Origin of the sequence: Odoribacter laneus YIT 12061 (assembly GCF_000243215.1) — a bacterium.
GTDB classification, from domain to species: Bacteria; Bacteroidota; Bacteroidia; order Bacteroidales; family Marinifilaceae; genus Culturomica; species Culturomica lanea.
In genome coordinates this window covers 827607-852550 of the sequence record NZ_JH594596.1, presented here as the reverse complement: position 1 = coordinate 852550, position 24944 = coordinate 827607, and the positions used below count along the sequence as shown (strand labels likewise).

The following is a 24944-nucleotide window of genomic DNA, read 5'->3' as shown; positions in this document are numbered from 1 at the left end:
AGAACTTAACACCTCTTTCTATTTTTGTAATTAAAAACAAAAATAAAAAAATCGCAATAATAATACTCTTCTCTTATATTTTTACCTAAATTTTGACAACCAACTGAGCATTCTGGATCAAATACCTTTAAAATTACACAGTAGGACACGTCCCTAATGTGTAATAAAAACTGGGCTTCCTCCATCATCTTATTTTTTATTATTTTCGTATATAATACATTAGATTCAATTTACAGCAATGAACATGGAAACGGAAAAAAGAATTTATACCATAGGCCATTCGACTCATTCCCTGGATTATTTTAAGGAATTGCTTGAAAAGTATGAAATTAATTGTATCGTAGATGTACGTCAATTTGCTGCCAGTACATATAATCCTCAATATAATGAAAGCAATTTAAGGCCTTTTCTGGAAGCTCACCAAATTACTTATATACATATGGGGACAGAATTCGGAGCACGCCCTCAGGATCTATCAATGTTAGATATAGACGGAAAAGTAGACTTCGACAAAATAAAAAAGAGCAAACCCTTTCTTGCCGGTATCGAAAGACTGAAAAAAGGATTACAAAAAGGATATCGAATTGCTCTGATGTGTTCCCAATCAGACCCGTTCGATTGCCATCGCTTTGTTCTAATTGCTTATTATCTTGTCCGGCACGGATTTACAGTGACCCATATTTTAAAAGACAAAACCTGTGTCGATAATTCGTTTTTGGAAAAATTACTTTTGGAAAAATACGAAAAAAAATTACCCAAAGCCGATCTTTTTAATCCTCATATCGGACAAGAAGAGCGCCTGAAAATAGCCTATCGGTTGAAAGAAAAAAGTATCGCTTACAAACCTTTTACACATTAGGGACGTGCCCTAGTGTGTAAAAATACAGAAATAACCCCAAGACGAGAATTAAGTTATTCCGCTGAAGTTAACAACCTATTAAAAATGATTTTCCGGGATATTTCGGTTCTAAAAATTACACATTAGGGCACGTCCCTAATGTGTAATTTATTGAAGGAGGATTTATGTCCGGATTTTTATAAAATAGCTCACTGGAGGGTATTGTTGAACAAAGCTGATATGCGGAATAAAGGAATCCGGGTATATCGCTAATTTTCAGAACTTTTTCCGGATAATTCCGTCATTTCGAAAAGATCGTCAAAACAGAGTTGCAATACAGCAAATCCTTTTTCTGCAACAGAAAAAGAAGCCGGCACTTGTTTAGCAATCCATGCCCGGTTAGAATCTTTCAAATGGACCTCCCAGCCTCGCCCTTCCCGGTTTTTTAAAGAAAAACTCATCCGGGCAGGATCTCCTTCCTGAAACCGATGCGTACCGGGGGTACATCCTGTTACAAATAACAAAGCATCCACCAGACAATTTTGCATCTCCACTGTCAATATATAATCTTTACTATCTTCTCCTTGTTCATAAAGCTTTTGCATAACTGTGGTGGCTCCCAAAACTCCCAAAGCCAGCCCCGGACAAATATGTCCGTGTAATTGAGCAGATTTCAACAACAATTCTTTTGTCTCATTACTCAAAATGTTGCGGACAATATCGATACGGGGAGAATCAACCCGAATAGCATTGTGAATATTCTCCTGTTCATAAACAGAAGTATCACAACATTTTAAATCCAGAACAGGAGAACCGTTTAAAGCGTCAGCTCCCTCTACATATAATTTGTTTCCCTCTCTTTTTTTCAGTTTTACCGTCGTAATCCCCAAATGATTCGGACGATTCGGCGAACGGGTGGCAAAAACTCCCCTTTCCTCACCGGTGCGGATGGGAGTAGTGAATTGTACACATTCATTTTGATGAAGATAAAATACAAGGTCCAAATACCGGCAAGCTTCCACACTCTTCAAGCCTTCTGCATACTCCGGAAGAATTTCAATTTCCGAAATTTCTTGTTTAATCCGTTCCGGAGTCATAGACTCCATACATTTATTGTGAACATAACCTATTGGGTGTAAGGTAATCATAACAGTTAATATAAGAGTTAACATATTTTACAAATTTTCTATTTAAAGATTTTTGGGCATAATACAAATATTATCTTTATAACGGACGACTTCCACTTCTATATCATACAAATATTCTATATTAGCAGAAACATATACCGACTGATCGCCGGAAGCAAAAACCGTCCCCTGTTTCAGCATCAATGCTTTGTTACAAAACCGAGCTGCCATATTGATATCGTGGATGGTAATAATTACAGTTATCCCTTCTGCCGAGAGTTGCCGTAACAATTTCATCACCTTCATCTGATGGTATATATCCAGATTGGCAATCGGTTCATCCAATAAAAGAATAGAAGGTTGCTGTGCCAAGGCCCGGGCGATAAATACCCGTTGCTGTTGTCCTCCACTCAACGTATTTATCGTACGCATGGCTTCTTCTTCCAACTCCAGCCGGAACAATAATTCTGAAACAAATTCCAAATCATGGGCAGAAGGTTTGCCACTAATATAAGGTTTACGTCCTAATAATACCGTATCAAAAACCGTCAGTCCCGTTCTGGCTTCTTCCGTTTGAGGGATATAAGCCATGATTTGCGACAATTTAGCCGGAGAAATAGCAGACAAGGGACGTTCATTAATTTCTATACTCCCTTGATTTATTTTCAATATACGGTTCATACATTTCAGCAAAGTACTCTTACCGGAACCGTTTTGTCCGATAATAGCCAGCATATCTCCCGTATCCACCTCAAAACTAATATCCTTTAAGGCCTGTAGCTCGTTATAGCTAAAAGATATATGATTTACTTTTATTCGCATCTTACTTTCCTGCGGGTTATTAGAAATAAAAACAAAGGAACTCCCAAAAACGACGTCAATATTCCTACAGGTAAAATCACAGGAGAAATGATCGTCCGGGCAACCGTATCACACAAAAGTAAAAACATCCCCCCAAAGACAGCAGAGCCCGTAATCAAAAACTCCTCGTTATCTCCAATACATTTCCTCACAATATGGGGTACGACCAGTCCGACAAAAGCAATCACCCCAAAAAAGGACACAGCAACTGCCGTACACAGAGAGGTAATAACTAAGCCTAAGATACGGGTTTGTTGCGGATTAACCCCCATGCTTTTGGCATAATCATCTCCGGAACACAACACTTTATAATCCCATCGTTTTATAGAGAAATAAAAGAGAGCCGGTATCAATACGATCAGCATAAAAAACAGCTTATACCAATCTCCCCGCCCTAAATCCCCAAACGTCCAGAAAACGATAGAGGCCAGCTGAACGTTATCCGCCACATATTGCATAACCGCTATACCTGCTCCAAATAATGAGTTGATAATTACTCCTGAAAGAATAATCGTCTCTACGGAAGCCTGTTTTACTTTTACAATCATCAGAATAATGGCCAAGCCCAACAAACTTCCCAGGAAGGCAGCAACAGTAACTATATAAGGATTCGTGATCATAAACAAATCCGAAGAACGGGCAATACTGCTTCCTGCCCCTAAGAACACAATTCCGAAGGAAGCCCCGAAAGCAGCGGCATTGGAAATCCCCAAAGTATAGGGCGACGCCAGGGGATTCCGGAGTAATATCTGCATAAGGGCTCCGGAAGCAGAAAGAATAATCCCTGTAATCACGGCCGCTAATACCCGTGGCAAACGAATATTCAACAAAATCTGATACTCCAAGGCAGTTCCGTCTCTCCTCAACAAAGCCAGGATTTCCTTCCCTCCAATCCAATGTGAACCAGCCAGTAAAGCTATTCCTCCAATCAGAACCAATAAGAGTAAAATAAAAATAATAAATCGTTTATTACGAGCCCGATAGCGTTTATATTGAATTAAAACCTCATCGTTCATGATTTTCGGTTAATAGATTCTCATAATCCCCCCATTTTGTACGTAATTCCTGACCGATAGGTTGTCCGACAAATTCCACCAAAATCTCATCCGTCTTATCCCTGAGGGAAATATCCTGAAACTGATCGGGGAAAAGGATTTTCCCCGCATACCAGGCATTTATCAGCATCACTTCAAAATTGGTATGGTTATTATTATAAGGCCACAAAGCATAAACCTGCTGATTCCGATAAGCGGCCAATAGTTGATTCAGTTTTTCCCGGTTTTTAAAATCTTCGTTTACCAAAGGCCAGCCGGAACGATCTATAAATATCACTTCCGGATCCCAATCGACCAATTGTTCCCAATCGATATAAGTACCGGTAATCGGTGATACATAAGCCGAATCAATAGCAGAAGCCACATTATCTACTCCTAAAAAACCGAAAGCTGCATAATACGGGTCGGTTGAAGTGATCCCTTTCAGGCCTTTATAAGCAATTCCTCCTACGTATACCCGTTTATTTTCCCCTTTGTGTTGCGTTCTTTGTTGTAGTTCGGCAATCTGATTTTCCGTATAGCGAATGAGGGAATCCACTCTTCCTTCTGTATGCAATACTTCTCCGATCCGTTGAAGGGATGCATAAAATATGGGCCGTTTCGCACCCAGATCACCGTACTCCAATGCTACGACAGGAATGCCGGTGCGTCGTTGTAAATCGTCGGCATCACCAGCCGTCGTTGAAGACATAAAAATCACATCCGGCTGAACGGCCATAATTAATTCTGCATCCCCTCCCATCTGCGGACCGATAAGGGGTTTTTTCCCTAATTCCGGATGAGCCAGAAGATGGGTAAAAACATTTTCACGAGTTTCCTGTTCTTCTACACCGCAGATAAAAGGAACACCTCCGGCATAAGTGACTAAGCGAATGGCAGAAGCCCGGATACAAACAGCCCGGTTTACCGTATCCGGAAGAGCCACTTCTCTTCCCAAGGCATCTGTCACCTTACGGGTAGGAACGGAATTTTTTCCCGACTTTGCCTGACAGGCAAAAACGAGTAATAAAAGAAAAATAGCATAAAACTTACTCATTTTGATAGATGGATTGCTAATTTAACATTCATCAGTCTACCCGCTGACATATACTCTTTTGTATTCATATGGCGGTTATCAAAAACATTGATAATTTCTCCTCCGACATACAAGCGGCGTTCAAAAAACCACTTGGAAAGCTGGACATCCCAAGTCGAAAATCCGGCAATAGAAGACTCATTATCTTCTGTCGTATATTGTTTCGTTTTATAACGTCCCCGTATGGTTGCATCCACAACACCACCTGTCCACATGACGCTGCCTTTCACCTGGTGTTTTGGAGCATAAGTCAGTATTTTATCATTTAGTTCCGGACGTTCGTCAAATTCTTTCACTTTCGATTCATTGTAGGAATAATTTACATTGACAGCCAAACCGAAAGAAGCATTATAATTCAAATCCGCTTCTACACCTTTTACGTGTACTTTGGAAATATTCTGGCGCTGGTAAATATCCTGTTTTCCCCACAGCTTTTCTCCCGTAGCCACATAATACAGAAAATCCTTTCCTTCAGCATAATAAAACGAAGGCGCCAATGACAAATTCCTGAAAATATAAAACGTCCCCCCAACCTCATAATTATTCAATGTTTCCGGTCCTAAATCGGGATTGGCAATCTTAGGTCCGATCCACATCCAGCCCGAGCGGCACAAATCGTCCAGAATAGAAGCTCTGAATCCCTGTGAATAAGAAACATAAGCAGAAACCCGCTTACTGGGATTAAACCGCAAGGCCAAGCGGGGAGAAAGATGTTCCCAACGATTATCTTTTAAATCCCCGTTATAGGTATTAAAATCGGACACAGCATCCCCCTTCGCTTCAAACCATCCCTTGTGAAAAAAAGCATTATCATACCGGACAGCGAGTTGTAACCAGAATTTTTCCCGTAAAAAAGAAAATTCTTCCTGCGCAAATACGGCCACAAAAGTCATCGTTCCCCGGTTCAGCACTTTATCCGGAGAGGTCACATAATGATCTCCACCGTCCACGCTTCCCTCTTTATATTCGGCACCTATACTGAAATGATTCCGTTTCCCTGTCAATCCGAAATTCAGAATCCCACCCCAATCATCCCGGTGTGACTTTACGTCAAATCGCTGATAAACTTCTTTTTTTATCCTTTCGTCTATTCTAAAATAATCCTGTCGTTGAAAATAGAGAGCCAGACTATAATGAAACGCTCTTTTTTCTCCGTAGAATCTTCCTTGTATCCGGTTGTGATCAAAATGCCGGTATTCTCCGTCCGGAGCTTGTATTTTTTCTCCTTCACCCCGTTTATCCCGGAACAAATCGCAAGCGAAATCGATATTGAACAAAGAGTCCGGGCTATACAAAATTTTACCATAAACGCCCCCTTCTTTCATAAAGCGGGGTACACTATAATCCGGCACGGTACGTAAACTATCGGGTATGTTGTTAAAGCCGTCACTTCTGTTATAATATCCGGAAAGAAAAACCGAAAATTTATCACTGAGCTTACTGGAAATTCCCAGACTGGCCAGCCAGGTATTTAAAGAACCATAAGAAGCCGAAGCATTTATGGAAAAGGGTTGCCGGGCTTTTTTACTGATAATATTAATCACCCCGCCCATTGCATTATTACCATACAAAGAAGAACCCGGTCCTTTAAAAACTTCTATCCGCTGAACATTATCCATGTGAATGCTGTTCCAATTGACCGATCCTTCGTCGGAAGTATTGATAGGCACTCCGTCGAACAATACTAAGGTACGGCCCTGTTCGTCTCCGGACAACCCACGTATACTCACATTCGTATGCATATCCACAATTCCGTTGGAACGAGTGGTATTTACCCCTGAAATCATAGAAAGAATGTCGTCAATGCTCTGAACCGGACTGTTTTGTAAAACCCGGGGGGTAATAATATCAATACGTCCGGGACTCTGGCTCATATGGCGTGCCGACCGTGATCCCGTCACGACGACTTCCTCCAGCCTCAGTGTAGTATCTATATCCCGGCGTTGAGCATAAACGGTCAGAAGAAAAAGTAAAAAAAGAAAGACCAAAAGAAATTTTTTATTCATAACCATTCATTTAAATTTCTTAACTCATACGGTATCTTATTTAAAAAGTTCAAAATCCAAAATAAAATTTCTTAAAATATTTTCGTCCGTTCCCTTAACCTTTCCCGGCCCAGATTCGGAGAATTACACCTCCGAAGGAAATCCAATTTAATATAATTGGCATTTTTTTATCTATAATATTTAATTAATGAAACAAGTTGTACACTTCGTCGTATAGAAATATTGAAATAATAAAATCTGATTATAAACAATCAGAAATTTTTCTTTTACTAACTAAAAACAGGAAAATATGCACTTAACTCCAAAAGAAATTGACAAGCTTATGCTTTTGTCTCTGGGTGCCATTGCTGAGCGACGCAAAGCAAAAGGTCTGAAATTAAATTATCCCGAAGCAGTAGCTTATATTAGTTCCGCAGCTCTGGAAGGAGCACGTGAAGGAAAAACCTTGGAAGAAGTTATGACTGATTCCACTAAAGTTTTGACCAAAGACGATGTGATGGAAGGTGTAGCAGAAATGATTTCTCTGATACAAGTAGAGGCCGTTTTTACGGATGGAAGTCGTCTGGTCAGTATCCACCAACCTATTAAATAAAGAGCACTATGGAAGACAACAAAAACACACAAGCACCGGCTCAAGAGCCGATTACACCAGGATTCACTCCTCAACAACATGTTCCCGTCGGAGGAGAGATTCTGTCAGACAGTCCGATCACCTATAATGAAAACAGATATACAGCGAAACTCGTCGTACACAATACCGGCGACCGTCCTATTCAAATCGGTTCTCATTTTCATTTTTTTGAAGTAAACCGTTATCTGGAATTCGATCGTGCAGCAGCTTACGGATGTCATTTAAATATCCCGGCCACTACAGCTATCCGCTTCGAACCCGGAGACGAAAAAGAAGTCGAAGTCGTAGCCTACGCCGGCAAACGATGCGTCATGGGATTCAACGGCCTGGTACAAGGCTATACCGGAGGTGAAGATGCTCCGACTTATTTCCCGGAACGTATCCGTGCGATAGCAAGAGCAAAAAAACTGGGTTTTAAAGATATCAATGAATCACAGGCAGAAGCCGACTTCCAAAATAAACAAAAAAAGTAAATCATTATGGCAACAATATCAAGACAACAATATAATGACCTTTACGGACCAACCGTCGGAGACAAAATCCGTTTGGGAGACACCCAATTGTACGTAGAGGTGGAAAAAGATCTTTGTGTATACGGAGACGAAATCATGTACGGAGGAGGAAAAACGCTCCGGGACGGTATGGGTTTAGCGAATACAACTACTTCAGAAGGAGGTACCTTGGATTTAGTCATCACCAACGTAACTATTCTGGATCCTAAATTGGGGGTAATCAAAGCCGACGTCGGTATAAAGAATGGGAAAATTGCCGGAATCGGAAAAGCCGGGAACCCCAATACGATGCAAGGAGTTTCTCCGGAATTGGTCACCGGAGCTGCCACAGACGCTATTTCCGGAGAACATCTGATTCTGACGGCTGCTGCTATCGACGGGCACGTTCACATGATCGCTCCTCAACAAGCTTATGCCTGTTTAAGCAACGGGGTAACGACCCTTATTGGTGGTGGTGTCGGACCGACTGACGGCTCTAACGGAACCACCATTACTGCCGGTCCCTGGAATCTCAAACGCATGTTGCAAGCCATTGAAGGTCTTCCTGTAAATTACGGCTTTTTAGGCAAAGGAAACTGTTCCGTAGCCAGACCTCTTTACGAACAGGTTATGGCCGGGGCATGTGGATTTAAGATACACGAAGACTGGGGAAGTACGCCTGCAGCCATCCGTGCCACCATGAAAATGGCCGATGAATGGGATGTACAGGTAGCTATTCATACCGATACCTTGAATGAAGGTGGATTCGTAGAAGATTCTATAGCCGCAATCGACGGAAGAACCATTCACACTTATCATACAGAAGGTGCCGGCGGAGGGCATGCTCCCGACTTACTGAAAGTAGCCTCTTTAGCCAACGTACTGCCTTCTTCCACCAATCCGACCTTGCCGTTCGGTATCAATTCCCAGGCAGAATTGTTCGACATGATTATGGTATGCCACAACCTGAATCCGAAGATTCCTTCTGATGTTTCCTTTGCAGAAAGCCGGGTACGCCCGGAAACACAGGCGGCAGAGAACGTATTGCACGATCTGGGTGTCATTTCCATGATCTCTTCCGACTCTCAAGCGATGGGACGTGTGGGTGAAAACTTTATGCGGGCTTTCCAAATGGCCGATTATATGAAACAGGTAAGAGGCAAACTGGAAGAAGATTCACCCGATAACGATAACTTCCGGGTGCTCCGTTATCTGGCCAAACTAACCATCAATCCTGCCCTTACCTACGGCTTCTCCGATCTGCTGGGATCTGTAGAAAAAGGGAAAATGGCCGACCTCGTGTTGTGGGAACCACAATTCTTCGGTACCAAACCGAAACTAGTTCTCAAAGGCGGTATAATCAACTGGGCCAATATGGGTGACCCGAACGCTTCTTTGCCGACCCCACAGCCCGTTTACTACCGGCCGATGTACGGAAGTTTCGGAAAAGCCTTACCGAACACCTGTGTATCTTTCGTTTCCCGCGCTGCACACGATCTGGGAATAAAAGAAAAATACGGTCTGGAAAGAATCGTTTATCCGGTACACGGCTGCCGCCAAATCGGAAAACATCATATGGTACTGAACGGAAATACGCCGAAAATCGACGTGAATCCGGAAACTTTCGAAGTCTTGGTAGACGGAAAGAGCGCTTATGTACCCACTGCTAAGAAATTTGCCTTAGCACAATTATATTGGTTCAGTTAACACTTGAACGCAAAGAGCCTGAAGCCGTTGAAGACTGATTCAACCGGACCTTCAGGCTCTTTTAAACAAAAATTCTCTCCCTCATTACCTCTCAATCTAAAACTACCTCTATGAAAATATTCTCTGAAATTATCGGTAATTTGTTTACAGACAAAACCTGGGCTGATCAACTGAAAAAAAGCGAAATCGAATACCTCAATTTAGACCAGTGGACTGCCCAAAAAAGCCGTTTTATCGCCCGGGACGAAAAAGGTACAGAATATGCTGTTGCCCTTAAACGTCACTCACAAGTCGAAAACGGTGATATACTGGAATATAATGCAGACCATAACACCGCTCTCGTGATCCGGATCGAATTAAAACCCGTATTGGTTATCGATCTGCAAAAAATCGCTCAGAAAGAACCGGCAGAAATAATTCGCTTTTGTGTTGAACTGGGACACGCCATTGGTAACCAACACTGGCCAGCCATTGTGAAAGATACGAAATTATACGTTCCCCTGACGGTAGATAAAAAAGTAATGATGAGCGTTATGGATACCCATCGCTTTGAAGATATCACTTACGAATTCCAACCCGGCCAGGAAGTCATCCCGTTTTTGGCCCCTCACGAAATCCGTAAACTTTTCGGTGGAAGTTCTCAGGAAATCAGTCACATCCATCATCATCATCCTTCAAACAACGAACCCGGAATTCACCAGCACACAGATCATTTCAATTAAAACACATACCGAAAAACTACAACTATGATCGATGAAATCACCAGGATGATGCGGTTTCTTGAATTTTCGGATTCCGCTTTTCCTGTAGGGACATTTTCTTTTTCCAATGGCTTGGAATCAGCTGCTTTTGAAGGCATAGTATACGATGCTACAACATTGGAACAGTATACATACACAGCTTTACAACAGACGATATACAGTGACGCGATTGCTGCCCTGATCGGTTTCCGGGCGGCCGCTAAAAGAGATTATCCGTTGATCCGTAAAGCCGATCAGCAAATCATACTCTGCAAAATGAATGCAGAAGCCAGATTAATGCTGACACGTATGGGGAAAAAAATGGCCGAAATCAGTAGCCAGATTACTTACGATCCTTTGATGGAAAAATGGCTGGCAGATATTCGTCAACAACTTACCCCCGGTACTTATCCCATAGCACAAGCTATCTTTTTCCAGCAAAACGGACTGGGAGAAAAAGAACTTTTTGCTACTATTGCCTACGGGATCATCAACATGATTCTGAATGCTGCCCTGCGTTGTATCAAAGTTTCTCATTACGAAACCCAGCATATTCTCTACCGATTGTGTTCAACCGCTCACGTAGATTACGAAACGATAAAAGACATGACATTCGACGATATGAGAGTCTTTGCTCCCGAAATGGATATTCTGGCAGCTATACATGAAAAAGGGAAAATGAGAATGTTTATGAATTAACAGACCTTATCTCTAACTTACAATTTAAAATTAAAAATAACGGATCTGAAAAGATCCACAATATAAAAACGATATGAGTAACACATGCAGAATCGGCGTCGGCGGACCGGTAGGTTCGGGTAAAACGGCTCTTATAGAAGCGATAACCCCTTATTTTCTAAAATTAGGTTTGAAAGTATTGATCATCACAAATGATATTGTGACCACAGAAGATGCCAAGCACGTCCGCAAGATGTTGAAAGGTTATCTGGCAGAAGACCGCATTATCGGGGTCGAAACAGGAGCCTGTCCGCATACGGCCGTACGGGAAGACCCTTCTATGAATATTGCCGCTGTTGAAGAAATGGAAGCCAAATTTCCAGACAGTGATGTCGTCTTGATTGAATCAGGGGGAGATAATCTGACTCTGACTTTCAGTCCGGCTCTGGTTGACTTTTTTATTTATGTGATAGATGTAGCGGCAGGCGATAAAATTCCGCGTAAAGATGGACCGGGTATCTCCTATTCCGACATATTGGTTATTAACAAAACGGATCTGGCTCCATACGTACATGCAGATCTGGAAGTCATGCGACGCGACTCCGAAGTCATGCGCCCGGGAAAACCTTTTATCTTTACCAATTGCATGACCGGTGAAGGGATAAAAGAACTGGTGAGTCTGATCCGCGACATGGCCCTTTTCGACCGTATCTCCCAAAAAGAAGTAGAACAAATCTACCAGTAAAGCTCTGATGAAAAAAAGAAAAACATCATACCGGAAATAACCGATAATTGTAATTTGCAACTCACAGATTTATGATAACAGATTTTACACAATGCAGAGAAGTACATCCTTATTTAGCAGAGCCCCAAGCCATGCGTGTAGGGGCTCCGGGGAAATGCGGATTACTGGATCTGGTATTTGAGCTTACCCGCGAAGGTAAATCGATTATGCGCCAATGGACCCGGCACGCTCCTTTAATCGTACAACAGGAGCTCTATTTCGACGAAGCAATGCCGGAAATGCCCTGTGTATATATTTTGTCCTCCGGAGGACCTAATATTGACGGAGACCGCTATGAAAATAAGTTTACCTTGAAAAAAGGTGCCTTTGCCCATATTTCAACGGGAGCAGCGACCAAAATAGCCGAAATGGCCTATAATTTTTCCGGATTGAAGCAAAATTTTATTCTGGAAGAAAAGGCTTATCTGGAATACATTCCGGAACCGACTATTCCCTGCCGGAACAGTCGGTATATTACCGATACGGTTATTGAGATCGCTCCCTCGGCGACTCTCTTTTATTCGGAAATCTACAACGGAGGACGCAAATATTACAAAGAAGGGGAATTGTTCGAATACGATCTCTTATCCATCTGTACCCGGGCACAACGTCCGGACGGGCAACCCCTCTTCCGCGAAAAACTGGTTGCCACTCCGAAGGAAAATCCGGTGCGTCCTATCGGCATGATGCACAACTACGATGTATTCGCCAATGTCATCGTACTCACACCCGAAAAAGACGCAGCAGAAATATATGACAAAACTCAGGCTTTTATCAACCGGGACAAACGTATAGCTGCCGGCATCAGTTATTTGCCTAATCAATGCGGACTTCTATTTAAAGTTTTGGGGGAAGAAAGTCAACCCGTCAAAAGAATCGTCCGCGAATTTGGTTCTATTGTCCGTATGCAGATCAAGGGAAAACCTTTGCCAAAAGAATTTGTATGGCGGTAAAAGAACCGGAAGTTCTGAAAAACAAAAACGAGAACCTTTTTATATCGGAAAAATCTACAAATTGTAAACAACACGAGTTTAAATGACTTTATATACGCTATAAACTGATAATTTATGGAAACAACAACTACACCGAAACTACCGGCTGTTTTTTCACCCGGTTTTTTCAAATTGTATTTTAAGGGAATGGGGCAGGTAATGTTCCAAGGGAATATCTGGACCGGCATATTTTTCCTGGCGGGGATTTTTTACGGAGCCTACGAAGCCCACATGCCTGCCGTAGCTTGGGGAGCCGTAGTCGGCACATTTATGTCGACCCTTACCGGTTATTTACTGAAATATCCGGCAGAAAAAGGATTGGACGGCCTCTGGGGATTCAACGGTATTCTCGTCGGATGCGCCCTCCCTACCTTTATCGGAAATGTACCTTTAATGTGGCTGGCTATCGTGATTTTTTCTTCCATGACGACCTGGGTAATGGTGGGTCTGAATCATTTGTTAGCCCCCTATAAGGTAAGTTCATTTACTTTCCCTTTTGTACTCACCACCTGGTTTGTCCTATTGGCTGCACGGATCATGCACGGATTACCGGACTCAGGCCTGGGAGCACCTGAATTACCGGGCAATTTTTCTACCGCATTTGATACCAGTTTCAAAAGCTTGGTTATCTATTGGTTAAGAGGTATCAGTCAAGTATTTCTAATCAATTCATGGGTAACGGGTGTATTTTTCCTCGTCGGTCTGTTTATCAGCAGCCGCTGGGCTGCGATCTGGGCTGCGATCGGTTCGGCATTGGCGCTGTGTATCGCGATTCTCTATCAATGCAACGGAGGCGATATTGCGAACGGACTGTTCGGGTTCAGCCCGGTATTGACCGCTATCGCCCTAGGCACCACGTTTTACCATGTCAATTGGCGGACAGCCATCTGGGCCCTATTGGGTATTTTCGCCACCGTATTTATTCAAGCAGGAATGGATACTTTTTTTGCCCCTGTCGGAATACCCACATTGACCGGTCCGTTCTGTGTCGCTACCTGGCTATTCCTGTGGCCACATTTGAATCTGGATAAAAAAATATTACAACAGGGATAAAATGTGTTAGAAATCCTCTTAGGTCGGTTGACAGAAGGAAATATTATTTTTTTGAATTCCCTGAGGAATCAGTTGAATATCCGAACATTTAAACGAACCAAATGTACTCCAATTTATGTATAACATGGATACCATGCCCCTGCGTAAGGGGCATATCTGGATATTAATCATTGCTTCCGCCGGACAGTTTTTCGGAGGAGTATTGGCTATATTGGTGGGTGTCATCGCGCCGCTTATCACGATTACCCATCACCCCGAGCTCTCTTCGTGGCTCCAGGGCTTTATTTTTTCAGCCGGATTGATCGGCATTATGCTCGGGTCGCTATTATTCGGGCGACTGAGTGATAAATACGGTTATCTCTTTTTCTTTCGCCTTTCGCCTTTACTTATTGTCGGCTCTTCCCTATGGCTCTGTTTCAATCCTTCTCTTGTCACTCTGCCCATCAACCTGTTGATCATAGGGCTGGCTATCGGTGGCGACTACGCTCTCGATCCCTCTTACGTATCAGAGATTATGCCTCAAAAATGGCGAAGGACGATGTTAGGCATTTCCAAGGCCTCTTCAGGCGTCGGCAATATTCTGATGATACTGGTGGCATGGTTTGTCCTGAAAAATTCCGCTGATCCGGCAATCTGGAACCGTCTTTTTCTTTTTCTTACTTTTTTCGCAGCACTCGCATTTTCCGGCCGGCTTTGGTTCGTTGAAAGTCCGGAATGGCTCGCTCTGCACGGCAAAGTCCAGGAAGCCGAAAAAAATATCAAACATTTTTTGGGTAAAGATGTCTATATCGGCGAATTAGCCAATAAAAAAGACCAGACAACCCGTCCCCAAGCCTCTGCCAAAGACCTGTTCGCCCGCGGCAATATCAAACGCATCATACTCAGCGGTATCCCTTGGGGATGTGAAGGAATGGGAGTATACGGAATCGGAATATTTACCCCTATCCTGTTGCTGACCTTAGGATTGGTCCCCAGTGGCGAAAATCCGTTCGATAAGGTAGTGGAATCCTTTCGTTTTACACTGTATATCAATCTTTTTGTTATGTTGGGTTTCCTTTTAGGACTCACAGTCGTCCGGCGGATCAGCATTATTCATACTCAATCTACAGGTTTTTTTATTTGTGCTGCCGGACTTATTATTACTTTATTAGGATATCTTTACCACGCTTCCCTAAGCATTACCCTGGGAGGATTCCTGTTGTTCGAACTGGCCCTCAACGCCGGTCCTCATTTATCCACTTTTGAGCTCCCAAGCCGTATCTACAGCCTTCAGGAGCGGGCAAGCGGAGAAGGAATCGCCTCAGCTCTGGGAAAATTAGGGGCTATTATCGCCACTTTCATCATTCCTCCCCTGTTAAAATTAGGAGGAGGCCAACTGGTATTGATCGTCGCAATCGCCATACTATTGACCGGAGGAATCATCACGCTGATAGTGGGACCCAAAGTCATAAAAAAAACGCAGGATAAAAAAATGCTAAGTAAACCGTAAAGAAATAAAAAAATAATTGTCGAACTCTAAAAGAATATATTATGTTTAAAGCTATGTTAATTGCAGGAGCAGGTGGTTTTATCGGAACCTGTCTCCGGTATTTGGTGGGTAAGCTGGCCCATTATATGTTTACTTCTCCTTTTCCATGGGGTACTTTCGCCGTCAATATTATCGGCAGTTTTGTAATAGGTATTTTCTTTGGAATGGCTGAAAAAACTCACCTGATTTCCGCCAATATGAACGTATTTCTGATCACCGGCTTTTGCGGAGGTTTTACCACCTTCTCTTCTTTCGCCGACGATATGTTTTTGCTGATGCAAAATAAACATTGGGGATATTTTTCCACTTATCTGATTTTAAGTATTGTACTGGGTATTCTGCTGGTATGGCTCGGACGCAGCCTGATTAAAGCTGCTTGAAAAAGATTCACACGCTGCTGATTGACAGAACCGGCATTCCGGATGATTATGTCTTTCTTCCATCCGGAGGTTCTTCAGTCAGCGAGCCCTCAGTAGAATTCCGACCGCCTCCGAAATACTATTGCTCCTAAACGTCTTCAGTTTTTCAGGAGATTACTATTTTTTCTATCGGTTGTTCTTTTTGCCGGTCCAAAGGATAAGACTGGTATTTAACCTTACTGAAATCGATATCCTTCATATCCAAGCACCGAATGGTATTATTATAGGCTGTTTTATAATACACTTTCCGGTTAGTCAAATCCACGACCGAAGTCCACTGAGTGGCACTGGGTACATCCGGCGCTTTCCCCAGCGGATGCTCAATTCCGATCGGAATATCGAAATTATTTAAGATATGGAAAGCCTGCAAGACTGTTTCCTCTGCCGTATGAAGACGGGGGGCAGTCGCTTTGTAAAAAGCAGCCCGTACAAAACGGGAGGGCGGGGTAACGTCCCCCGGCATACCTAAAAATCCCGATCCTGCTCCGAAAGCGTTCAACTTTACACCAGCCAACTGCTGGGGAGGAGCTCCTCCCGGGAAAAGGTTGACATAATTATTCAGATTCGTCAAATGCCAGGGAAAACCAGGCGAATTCGTCAAAACCCCGATTTCGTTATCGTAAAAATAAGGTTTTCCATCTATTATTTCCAACACGACTTGTTCACCCGTCGCATCTCCAATACGCCAATGTACTGTCGAAGTAACTCCCGGTTCATCCAGACCGACAATCCGGACTTTTCCCACAGCAGCTTTCACTTCTGCTACGGTGGCAAAACGAGATAACATCCAGGTCACGAGCTGTAAATCGCTTATCGTCTTCTCCCGTTGTGCGGAATCATAGGCCTCATAACTTCCGTAACGGGGAAAATAAAACAAACCAGCCGATAAACCGGCTTCATTCAATCCTTCAGCGATAAACTCCTTCTGCACAATAGCCAATCCTATTATCCCGTAACGGGTTTCAAATACCATCCCCTTTTTGCCTGCCGGAGTATAGGAAACCTGTTTTTCCCCTCTGGGGATAATGACATATTCACTCGGAAGCATTCCTTCTCCCCACTCAATGGTTCGAGCTTGTATATAAGCCCCATCTTTCGATTGAAAAGAAATTCCGGTACAAGCTCTTGACAAACTAAAAGCACCGAAAAGGAAAATGATTAAACAAAAACCGCTCTTCTTCATAACAATAGAATAAATTAGCTGAATCGTTAACTTTTATACGACAGATGGATCTAAAAGTTAACGATTCAGCTCTGTATCCCCTCTTCCCTCCAGGGGTCGGTCTTATACGCTTTTAAAACCGACTGCTTCAAGAAATAATTTCAAATATTTCATGCCGGTCCCAATCCTGCCAATATTGAATAGCGAGTTTCCGGACATACTGCCAATTTTCTTCCGTCCCTGCTCCGTATAAGGCTATTCCCTTTTTCAGGTCCTCCTGCACCTGACGGGCATATTCGGGTTTCAAGCGAAGCGTAACACTCCGTCCCTTAAATGCAAAAGTGGCCTCCGGGCGAACCTCCTCGTCCGACGCGATATGGATTAAACCATGCCCCACTGTACCCCCCGTACTGACCTGAAGACCATCGTTCAGACAACTTACCGGAGGTTTACTTCCGGCATAACTGGTTACTACGATATCGTCCACTCCTACGTTGAAATACTCCCGGGCCCGTATCCCCATCTTTACCCCTAAAGTGGCATAGATCCCCAAATGTCCATGCAATTCATTCGTCAATACAGCCGCTCTCCATTCACTGGCTCCATAACGGTTAACCGTCCGTGCGATGATCGGCATCAGATCCCGGATGTAATATTCTTCAGCTACGGGAAAATGATAAAATATTTTTCCTTCCACATTCTCCTTTCCTTTGAACACAGCCAGCAATTGTTCTTCTATGGGACGTATCTGCTGCTTCGTATCCACATAATACCAATCGATCGTCGGAGAAAGTGAATCTACGGTAAAAAGCTGAGGAGCGAAATGAGACAATACCGTCAGCTCATCCCATACCTTTAAATGTTCATCTTTCACAGCAGAAACCAAAGGCGGGGTCACATGAGCCGTGACGACCTTCTGGGCATAAGGAGAAGTCTGCAGCTGTCCCAATTCCATCAGGTAAAACATACTGACCGGTACAGAATCTTCCTCTTTCGCAGAAACCAATTGCATTTTTATTCCGCTCGCCATCACTTTCTGGGCGGAAAGGGTATCTATCCTATAATTCGTATCCCCCATAGGCTGTGCTCCGCTATTGTACCAGATGATCTTATCGATTTTCTCCGCCAACCCGGGTTTTGCTTCCAATAAATCCGCCACATTGGTCAAAGGCCCCAAGCAAACAAACGTTATTTTTTGGGGTTCCCGTCCCATGGTTTCTACCAGCAAATCCGTAGCAGACTTTTCGGGCCCGTCTTTCTGCAAGCTATCCCCCCAATAAATCTGTTCCGACATTTCCCGCCAATCCGGAATCGAAGCTCCCACTTCCCGCCCGGCTGCCACCGGAATCCCCTGATGGTAAAGACTGTTCAAAAGCGCCTTTACTTTTCGTTCTCCTTGCCGGGGAGTCAAAGCTCCTTCGGAAGTGGTAATGCCCAAGATCTCCACATCCCTATTACCCAACAACATACAAAGTGTCCGAAAATCATCGGCAGCACAATCCGTATCTATAATAAGATATACACGCGGTTTTCCGGAATGAGCCGCAGCCCCCCAGGCGAAAAACAAAGCGATTCCCAACAACAGAATTTTAATTTTTGACATACACAATCGGTTTATATTTTTATTTTTCTTACTCTTCAGAAAAGCAAACTAACGGTTGATTGACAAATGCAGACCTCCGAAAAAAATAGCTCCCGGCATCGGATAACCATCTATAATCTGATATTTTTCACGGGTCAGATTCTCACCTTTTGCAAAAATAGTAAGCATTTTCCAGGGTTTAAAAGAAACTTTAGCACTCAGCAATCCATAATCCTCCTGCTTTGTTTCTTTACCTGTCGTCAGATAAAGTCCGTTGATATATTGATAACCGACGTTCAACTGCCATCTTTTCGTGTGAAAATTCACATTTGCATAGAGTTGCCGTTCCGGTGCATTCAGTACAGGTATCTTCATATATAACCAGGAATAATTTCCTCCGATATCCAGTTTTGAACACAAGGCCGCCCGAAAAGCCACTTCCACCCCTTTATTCTTAAAACTTCCGGTATTGACATTTTTCGGATTTCCGTCAATAATCTGCGTTTGTATCAGATTATCTCCGTCGGCAATAAAACCGGAAACCTCTACATTCATTTTCTTTTTGAAAAAGGTATGCTCCAATACGACTTCGTAATTCGTCACTTCTTCAGGCTTTAAATCCGGATTAGCCGGTGCCCACATAAACATTTCCCGAATTGTCGGATTCCGGAAACCCTTTGAAAAGCTCGATTTAATTACAAAATTTTCCGTCGGACGAAGGGCCAATCCCAGCTGAGGAATCCATTTATTTCCGAAAGCTTCATTGTGCTCCAATCTCACCCCGGCATTTAAAGTAAGCACATCTTTAAACAAATTCTGCTGCAGAATGGCATACCCCCCTAAATCGTAAGCAGAAGTATCGACCATCACCTTATCAGGCGTTTCTGTCAGAAAATGATTCCAGGCTTTTCCGCCATACGATTTATAATCAAATCCCAAAGTAAGCATATTCCCCTTCCACATTCTCACGATCTGATAAAAAAGGATACCGTAATTATAATCCCGGGAATGATAACGGTAATTCAAGGGTTTTTCTCCCGTTTTATACCCATCGTTAATTTCATGATATCCCCAATTATAGAAAAAAGATAAGGCTCCATCGCTATGTTTGAAATTATTCGCCACTGTAAAGGAAGTTACTCCCCGAAGTACATCTACTGTATTGTCAAATAGAGGAGCTGTTATCTGTCCGGGATTTTCTGCCCTAAAATCTGCAATACTCACATCGGCACGCAAACTAAAATGCTTCGACAATTCACACCCGATATTCGCAAATCCATTGGTAATATGAAAAGCCGAGTTCTCCCGATCCCCTGCTGTCCGGTCGTGATTTACCGATACATAACCATTTACTCTGCCTTTACGGCCTCCGACATTAGCCATATACTTCTGAGTATTATAACTTCCACCCATAGCCCTGGCATTTAAGGAAAACCCCTCCCGGTTTTGTTTGCGGGTAATAATATTGATTACTCCACCCATGGCATTTGTACCGTAGAGAATGGAAGCCGGACCGCGTACGACTTCCACCCGCTCCACATCCGATGCGACATAAGCATCCGGCAGAGGATGTCCCATCAATCCCATAAATTGCGGATGTCCGTCAATTAAAACCAGCATTTGGGTATTGGGAGAACCTCCTATCCCCCGAATGGAAATGCCACCGGCAGCGCCACTGGCAACCCCAAAACCGGTAATTCCCCTTTCCGAAACAAACAATCCGGGAACCCGTTCCGAAAGTACGGGTAATAAAGCAGATTCGCTACTGTTTTCGATCTCACTTCTTCCAACCACCGTAATATTCATAGGGACATTATTCCGGTTGACCAAAGTCCGGTTACCCGTCACCACTACTTCATCCAGTACATTATGACGTACGATTGTATCCTTCTCCTGCCCGTATGCCACAAACAAATTCATAAAACAAATCAAGAAAAGGAAGGTCAAAAAATTAGTCACTGATTGTTTCATATTTTCTATTTATTTCAATTATTATTTTCAATTCTCCTCTGATACGGGAGGAATACCATAATGTTTTTAATTTGTATAAATATTTTTTCTAATTTTAATACTTTCCGTTCGTTTCGAATCCGTTGTTAGGAAATCGAATTTCCTTTTACTTTACCTTAGACAAAAAATAACTGAATTTCCAATAAATCCAAAATTCTTTGCAAAATACCTCCCGTAAATTACTTAAAAACGGCCGGAAAAAGTCTTTGTCCAGAGTATGCCATTTTATAAGATAATAGCTATATCCGGAACATTCCGGTAAAAGATAAAACAGGAACTTAAAAAAACATACAAAAATAACACAGAATTGCAGATATATTATTACTTTTGCATTGTAAACAACGTAAGTTCATTTTGATCTTTCTCTTCTTTGTATTATTTCTTACGGCATTTGCCCGGTTTTTAATCGCTGAAATTAAGTCTTCTAAACTTCCTTGTTTCGTTCTTGTGAACGTCTTTTCGTATCTCTGTATACCAAAAGGCAAATGTTAAATTTTCAATGTCGCAAATTATGAAATCATTTTTTATCGGTAGATATGAAATAAAACTTCCTATCATACAAGGAGGTATGGGTGTAGGTGTTTCTTTATCGGGTCTGGCTTCAGCAGTTGCAAATGAAGGCGGGCTTGGCGTAATTTCCGCAGCCGGCATAGGCTTGCTTTATCCGAATATGCAGGGTTCTTATCTGCAAAAATGCATTTACGGGCTTCAGGAAGAACTTCGGAAAGCCAGAGAAAAAACAAAAGGAGTAATTGGGGTCAACATCATGGTAGCCCTTTCCAACTTTTCAGACATGGTACGCACAGCCATTGCCGAAAAAGCCGATGTAATATTCGCCGGAGCCGGTTTGCCCCTCGACTTACCTTCTTACCGGACAGCTGATTGCAGTACCATGCTTGTCCCCATTGTCTCTTCCGCCCGGGCAGCCCAACTGATCTGTACAAAATGGCAGACTCATTACAATTACCTGCCGGATGCCTTTGTCGTAGAAGGCCCCAAAGCCGGTGGTCACCTGGGATTTAAAGCCAACCAGATCGGAGACGAACAGTACGCTCTGGAACATCTCGTACCGGAAATCGTAGCCGTAGCTGAAACTTACAAAGATACCAAACCGATTCCGGTTATTGCAGCCGGAGGAATTTCGACAGGAAAAGACATTGCCCGATTCCTGCAATTGGGGGCCGCCGCCGCTCAAATGGGGTCTATTTTTGTGCCGACAAACGAATGTGATGCATCTGAAAATTTCAAAAAAGTATACCTCAAGTCCGAACAAAAAGATATCCGTATTATCCAGAGCCCGGTCGGAATGCCGGGACGTGCTTTCGACGGAGAATTTATTCAGAACGTAGCGGAAGGAAAAGAAAAACCGCGTACTTGTGCCTTTCATTGCATTAAAACCTGCGACTATACCAAAAGCCCTTATTGTATCATCGAAGCGCTCTACAATGCCGCCAGGGGAAATATGAAAAAAGGATATGCCTTCGCCGGAGCCAACGCCTATCTGGCAAATAAAATCCGAAGTGTAAAAGAAGTGATCGATCAGCTAAAAAATGATCTTCTCTTTGCACAACCTGCTTTATAAAAAGCAGTAACTTTATTAAAAACGAAAAAATTTATGACATTTAAAGAATTAAATATCGCTGATTCCCTATTGAAAGCAATCAGCGAAAAAGGTTATCATTGCCCAACTCCCATTCAAATACAAGGAATTCCCGTAGCGCTTTCCGGAAAGGATATACTGGGAATCGCCCAGACGGGCACGGGAAAGACTGCAGCATTTGCTATCCCTATCCTGCAGCATTTATCCCAAAATAACGCTTCTTTCTCCGTATCGCAGGATACTCAGGAGAAGAAAAGCTTTTCCAGACAGGAAAACAATCCGGGAAAAAAATACCGGAAACGGGAGATCCAAGCCCTAATCCTAACTCCTACCCGAGAATTAGCCTTACAAATCGGAGATTCTTTTACTGATTACGGAAAATACACCGGTTTGCGTCATTGCGTCATCTTCGGCGGAATAAAACAGCTCGTACAAACGACAGCACTCCGCCGGGGTGTGGATATTCTGGTAGCCACCCCAGGGCGTCTGCTCGACTTGATGAATCAAGGTTTTGTAGACCTCAGTTCATTGAAACATTTCGTCCTGGACGAAGCCGACCGTATGCTCGATATGGGATTTATCAACGATATTAAACGCATTCTTCTCAAACTGCCTGCACAACACCAGACGCTTCTTTTTTCCGCTACAATGCCTCAAAGCATTGCTGCTCTTTCCGCCAGTATTTTGAAAAAACCGGTTCGCGTAGAAGTCAACCCGGTCTCTTCTCCTGTAGATACGGTGGAGCAATGTATATACTTTGTAGAGAAAATGAAAAAGAAAAACCTGCTCGTACAACTACTGGGGCAGGATATAAAAAAGTCAGTACTCGTCTTTTCCCGTACAAAACACGGTGCCGACAACATTGCCCGTTCTCTGAGCAAAGAAGGCATACGGACGGAATCCATACATGGAAACAAATCGCAAGGCCAGCGCCAACGCGCTTTAAATGCCTTTAAATCCGGAAAAGTAAAGGTGATGGTTGCCACCGATATCGCTGCCAGAGGAATTGACATCGACCGACTGGAGATGGTCATCAACTACGATCTTCCTGATACTGCCGAAACATACGTACACCGTATCGGACGAACCGGACGCGCCGGAAACACCGGAACAGCTCTCACCTTTTGCTCTCCCGACGAAAAAGTCATGGTGAAAGAAATTCAGAAACTGACAGGCAAAAAACTTCGTCCGGTCTGCATCCCCGCCTAAGGCCCGGGAGCAGCACAAGAAGGACTTCCTATAAAAACAAAAAGATCTCCAACAGAGTAAAACTTTACCTTGTTGGAGATCAGTGTTTCTTTCCGTAACAAAGGAGCGCCTTACGGATTAGCAAAACCCAAGTCCGCCCATAAATTTAAAAATATAAGAGACTTGAAATCCAGTCTCTCCTATTATTTGCCTCGGCCCTTTTTACACTTCGTATCCTTCTTTCGTTTTTCTGGTACCGAAAAATCCGGCCCAACAACAAAGAATTGCGGCCACTAACAAGCCAAAGAAAGAAATCAAAGCAGAGCGGGCTGCTGCGTTAGATGCTTTTTCTGCTTCTACCAAAGCTTTATGTTTTATCTCCTGCCACTCTTGTTTTGCCTTTTCCAAGGTTTCTTCCAAGTTATTAATTTGTTCTTTCGCTTTGTCAGTAGCGGTTTCAATCAAATTCATATATTGATCGACAGCTTTGTCTGCTTCTGCTTTCGATAAATTGGTATTATTAGCAATAGCCGTGCTCACATCATTCCGATCGATATTCTTTGTGATCGTATTGGCCCTTGTTTTCAGCCGATTGGTAAACCCGTTAATCAGGTCGTCTGCACGGTCCGGATTGGCCGCAACTTGTTTAACAGTTCTCTTTAAATCTCCTTTCACCGCTTTCAACTGATTCCCCAGATAATCCGGATTCAGTTCTTTTATACCACTCTTTTGAAGAGCCCTGCGTACATCTTTCCGGATACTATCTCCTTTGATATTTGTATCAATATCAATATCCCCGAATAAATCTTTAGCCTCTCCGGCAAGATTCGAAATACCTTTTCCTGCCATTGACCCCACATCAGAAAGTACACTTCCGGCTACAGACGATACAGAACCCAATACATTGGCGGTAACTTTCACCGCTCCTACAGCTAAAAATAAGGCCATCAGAACAGCCACAATCGAGGTGACAGCCCAAACGACCAAACCGTGAATCACTCCATCCGCCCCGGCCAGCTTACCCGCCACAAAACCTCCGATAATAAAACTAACAATCATCGAAATCACCGTCCCAATTCCCACAGTCGCTCCAATCCCGGCAGTAGGATCATCCGACAAGGGATCAAACTGGAATAAACCTATACTCGTAACCAGCATAGAGATTAAAACAGAGATCGCCAAAACAGTCACTACCCCGGCAAAAATACTTCCCCAGGAAACCCTTTTCCTCACCCGGGTTAAATTTACTTGTTCCATAATTTTATGTATTAAATTAATAAACATTTTACTTCTACTAAGAAACGCTTCTGCCCGAAAAATGTTTAGTACTTATCCCGTTAATTTCTGATACGATATATGAAAAGTAAATAATCCCCCAGAGGGACGGACCTTTTTGGTTACCCCCCGGGACGTAGGT

22 protein-coding genes are annotated in these 24944 nt (G+C 43.0%); 13 read left to right on the top strand and 9 right to left on the bottom strand.

The genetic code is table 11. From position 1 onward, the window contains the following. Positions 1-238: 238 nt before the first annotated feature. The gene (locus HMPREF9449_RS03645) at positions 239-859 is read left to right on the top strand and encodes a DUF488 domain-containing protein (protein WP_083833152.1); all 621 of its coding nucleotides are present in this window, start codon (positions 239-241) and stop codon (positions 857-859) included. A 248-nt stretch (positions 860-1107) separates the two neighbouring features. On the opposite strand, the gene tsaA is transcribed toward HMPREF9449_RS03645, so the two are convergent. From tsaA to HMPREF9449_RS03620, 5 genes are read right to left on the bottom strand one after another with little or no spacing between them, the layout of a single operon-like run. Further along, complete coding sequence (gene tsaA, locus HMPREF9449_RS03640; protein ID WP_009135877.1) at positions 1108-2010, bottom strand: tRNA (N6-threonylcarbamoyladenosine(37)-N6)-methyltransferase TrmO; 903 nt, start codon at positions 2008-2010, stop codon at positions 1108-1110. An 18-nt stretch (positions 2011-2028) separates the two neighbouring features. Beyond that, positions 2029-2787 (bottom strand): ABC transporter ATP-binding protein, encoded by a 759-nt coding sequence (locus HMPREF9449_RS03635; RefSeq protein ID WP_009135876.1) that lies wholly within the window; start codon positions 2785-2787, stop codon positions 2029-2031. Beyond that, a complete protein-coding gene (locus HMPREF9449_RS03630; RefSeq protein WP_009135875.1) occupies positions 2778-3842 on the bottom strand; it encodes a FecCD family ABC transporter permease in 1065 nt (354 codons plus the stop codon). The genes HMPREF9449_RS03635 and HMPREF9449_RS03630 overlap by 10 nt, the downstream gene beginning before the upstream one ends. Next, positions 3832-4917, bottom strand: a complete 1086-nt coding sequence (locus HMPREF9449_RS03625; protein WP_009135874.1) for an ABC transporter substrate-binding protein — start codon at positions 4915-4917, stop codon at positions 3832-3834. Before HMPREF9449_RS03625 ends, HMPREF9449_RS03630 begins: the two co-directional genes overlap by 11 nt. Next, a complete protein-coding gene (locus HMPREF9449_RS03620; protein WP_009135873.1) occupies positions 4914-6962 on the bottom strand; it encodes a TonB-dependent receptor plug domain-containing protein in 2049 nt (682 codons plus the stop codon). The genes HMPREF9449_RS03625 and HMPREF9449_RS03620 overlap by 4 nt, the downstream gene beginning before the upstream one ends. A gap of 289 nt (positions 6963-7251) precedes the next feature. Between HMPREF9449_RS03620 and HMPREF9449_RS03615 the strand changes: the two genes are divergently transcribed. The 10 genes from HMPREF9449_RS03615 (at position 7252) to crcB (ending at position 15946) form a co-directional block, all read left to right on the top strand. Beyond that, a complete protein-coding gene (locus HMPREF9449_RS03615; RefSeq protein ID WP_009135872.1) occupies positions 7252-7554 on the top strand; it encodes an urease subunit gamma in 303 nt (100 codons plus the stop codon). 8 nt (positions 7555-7562) lie between these two features. Next, positions 7563-8066 (top strand): urease subunit beta, encoded by a 504-nt coding sequence (locus tag HMPREF9449_RS03610; protein WP_009135871.1) that lies wholly within the window; start codon positions 7563-7565, stop codon positions 8064-8066. Between the two features lie 6 nt (positions 8067-8072). Next, positions 8073-9791, top strand: coding sequence for an urease subunit alpha (locus HMPREF9449_RS03605; RefSeq protein WP_009135870.1), 1719 nt, complete (start codon positions 8073-8075; stop codon positions 9789-9791). A 110-nt stretch (positions 9792-9901) separates the two neighbouring features. Continuing rightward, positions 9902-10513 (top strand): urease accessory protein UreE, encoded by a 612-nt coding sequence (ureE, locus tag HMPREF9449_RS03600; RefSeq protein ID WP_009135869.1) that lies wholly within the window; start codon positions 9902-9904, stop codon positions 10511-10513. A gap of 24 nt (positions 10514-10537) precedes the next feature. Beyond that, positions 10538-11230: an urease accessory protein UreF gene (locus HMPREF9449_RS03595; protein WP_009135868.1), complete on the top strand. Its 693-nt coding sequence runs from the start codon at positions 10538-10540 to the stop codon at positions 11228-11230. 73 nt (positions 11231-11303) lie between these two features. After that, a complete protein-coding gene (ureG, locus tag HMPREF9449_RS03590) occupies positions 11304-11954 on the top strand; it encodes an urease accessory protein UreG (protein WP_009135867.1) in 651 nt (216 codons plus the stop codon). A gap of 71 nt (positions 11955-12025) precedes the next feature. Further along, positions 12026-12946 (top strand): urease accessory protein UreD, encoded by a 921-nt coding sequence (locus HMPREF9449_RS03585; protein WP_009135866.1) that lies wholly within the window; start codon positions 12026-12028, stop codon positions 12944-12946. A 114-nt stretch (positions 12947-13060) separates the two neighbouring features. Next, complete coding sequence (yut, locus tag HMPREF9449_RS03580; protein ID WP_009135865.1) at positions 13061-14038, top strand: urea transporter; 978 nt, start codon at positions 13061-13063, stop codon at positions 14036-14038. A gap of 115 nt (positions 14039-14153) precedes the next feature. Next, positions 14154-15527, top strand: a complete 1374-nt coding sequence (locus HMPREF9449_RS03575; protein WP_009135864.1) for an MFS transporter — start codon at positions 14154-14156, stop codon at positions 15525-15527. A 41-nt stretch (positions 15528-15568) separates the two neighbouring features. Further along, positions 15569-15946 (top strand): fluoride efflux transporter CrcB, encoded by a 378-nt coding sequence (crcB, locus tag HMPREF9449_RS03570; protein WP_009135863.1) that lies wholly within the window; start codon positions 15569-15571, stop codon positions 15944-15946. Between the two features lie 145 nt (positions 15947-16091). Here the strand turns inward: crcB and HMPREF9449_RS03565 are convergent, their stop codons facing one another. From HMPREF9449_RS03565 to HMPREF9449_RS03555, 3 genes are all read right to left on the bottom strand, one after another. Then, positions 16092-17168 carry a linear amide C-N hydrolase gene (locus HMPREF9449_RS03565; protein ID WP_009135862.1) on the bottom strand — a complete coding sequence of 359 codons (1077 nt, stop codon included), beginning with the start codon at positions 17166-17168 and terminating at the stop codon, positions 16092-16094. A gap of 127 nt (positions 17169-17295) precedes the next feature. After that, positions 17296-18750 carry a nucleoside hydrolase gene (locus tag HMPREF9449_RS03560; RefSeq protein ID WP_009135861.1) on the bottom strand — a complete coding sequence of 485 codons (1455 nt, stop codon included), beginning with the start codon at positions 18748-18750 and terminating at the stop codon, positions 17296-17298. Positions 18751-18798: 48 nt separating this feature from the next. Next, positions 18799-20700 carry a TonB-dependent receptor gene (locus tag HMPREF9449_RS03555; RefSeq protein WP_009135860.1) on the bottom strand — a complete coding sequence of 634 codons (1902 nt, stop codon included), beginning with the start codon at positions 20698-20700 and terminating at the stop codon, positions 18799-18801. A gap of 550 nt (positions 20701-21250) precedes the next feature. Between HMPREF9449_RS03555 and HMPREF9449_RS03550 the strand changes: the two genes are divergently transcribed. Together HMPREF9449_RS03550 and HMPREF9449_RS03545 are read left to right on the top strand one after the other, a co-directional pair. After that, a complete protein-coding gene (locus HMPREF9449_RS03550) occupies positions 21251-22321 on the top strand; it encodes an NAD(P)H-dependent flavin oxidoreductase (RefSeq protein WP_040611195.1) in 1071 nt (356 codons plus the stop codon). A gap of 33 nt (positions 22322-22354) precedes the next feature. After that, positions 22355-23548, top strand: coding sequence for a DEAD/DEAH box helicase (locus tag HMPREF9449_RS03545; RefSeq protein WP_009135858.1), 1194 nt, complete (start codon positions 22355-22357; stop codon positions 23546-23548). Positions 23549-23749: 201 nt separating this feature from the next. Here the strand turns inward: HMPREF9449_RS03545 and HMPREF9449_RS03540 are convergent, their stop codons facing one another. Further along, positions 23750-24784: a hypothetical protein gene (locus HMPREF9449_RS03540; RefSeq protein ID WP_009135857.1), complete on the bottom strand. Its 1035-nt coding sequence runs from the start codon at positions 24782-24784 to the stop codon at positions 23750-23752. Between the last annotated feature and the right edge of the window lie 160 nt (positions 24785-24944).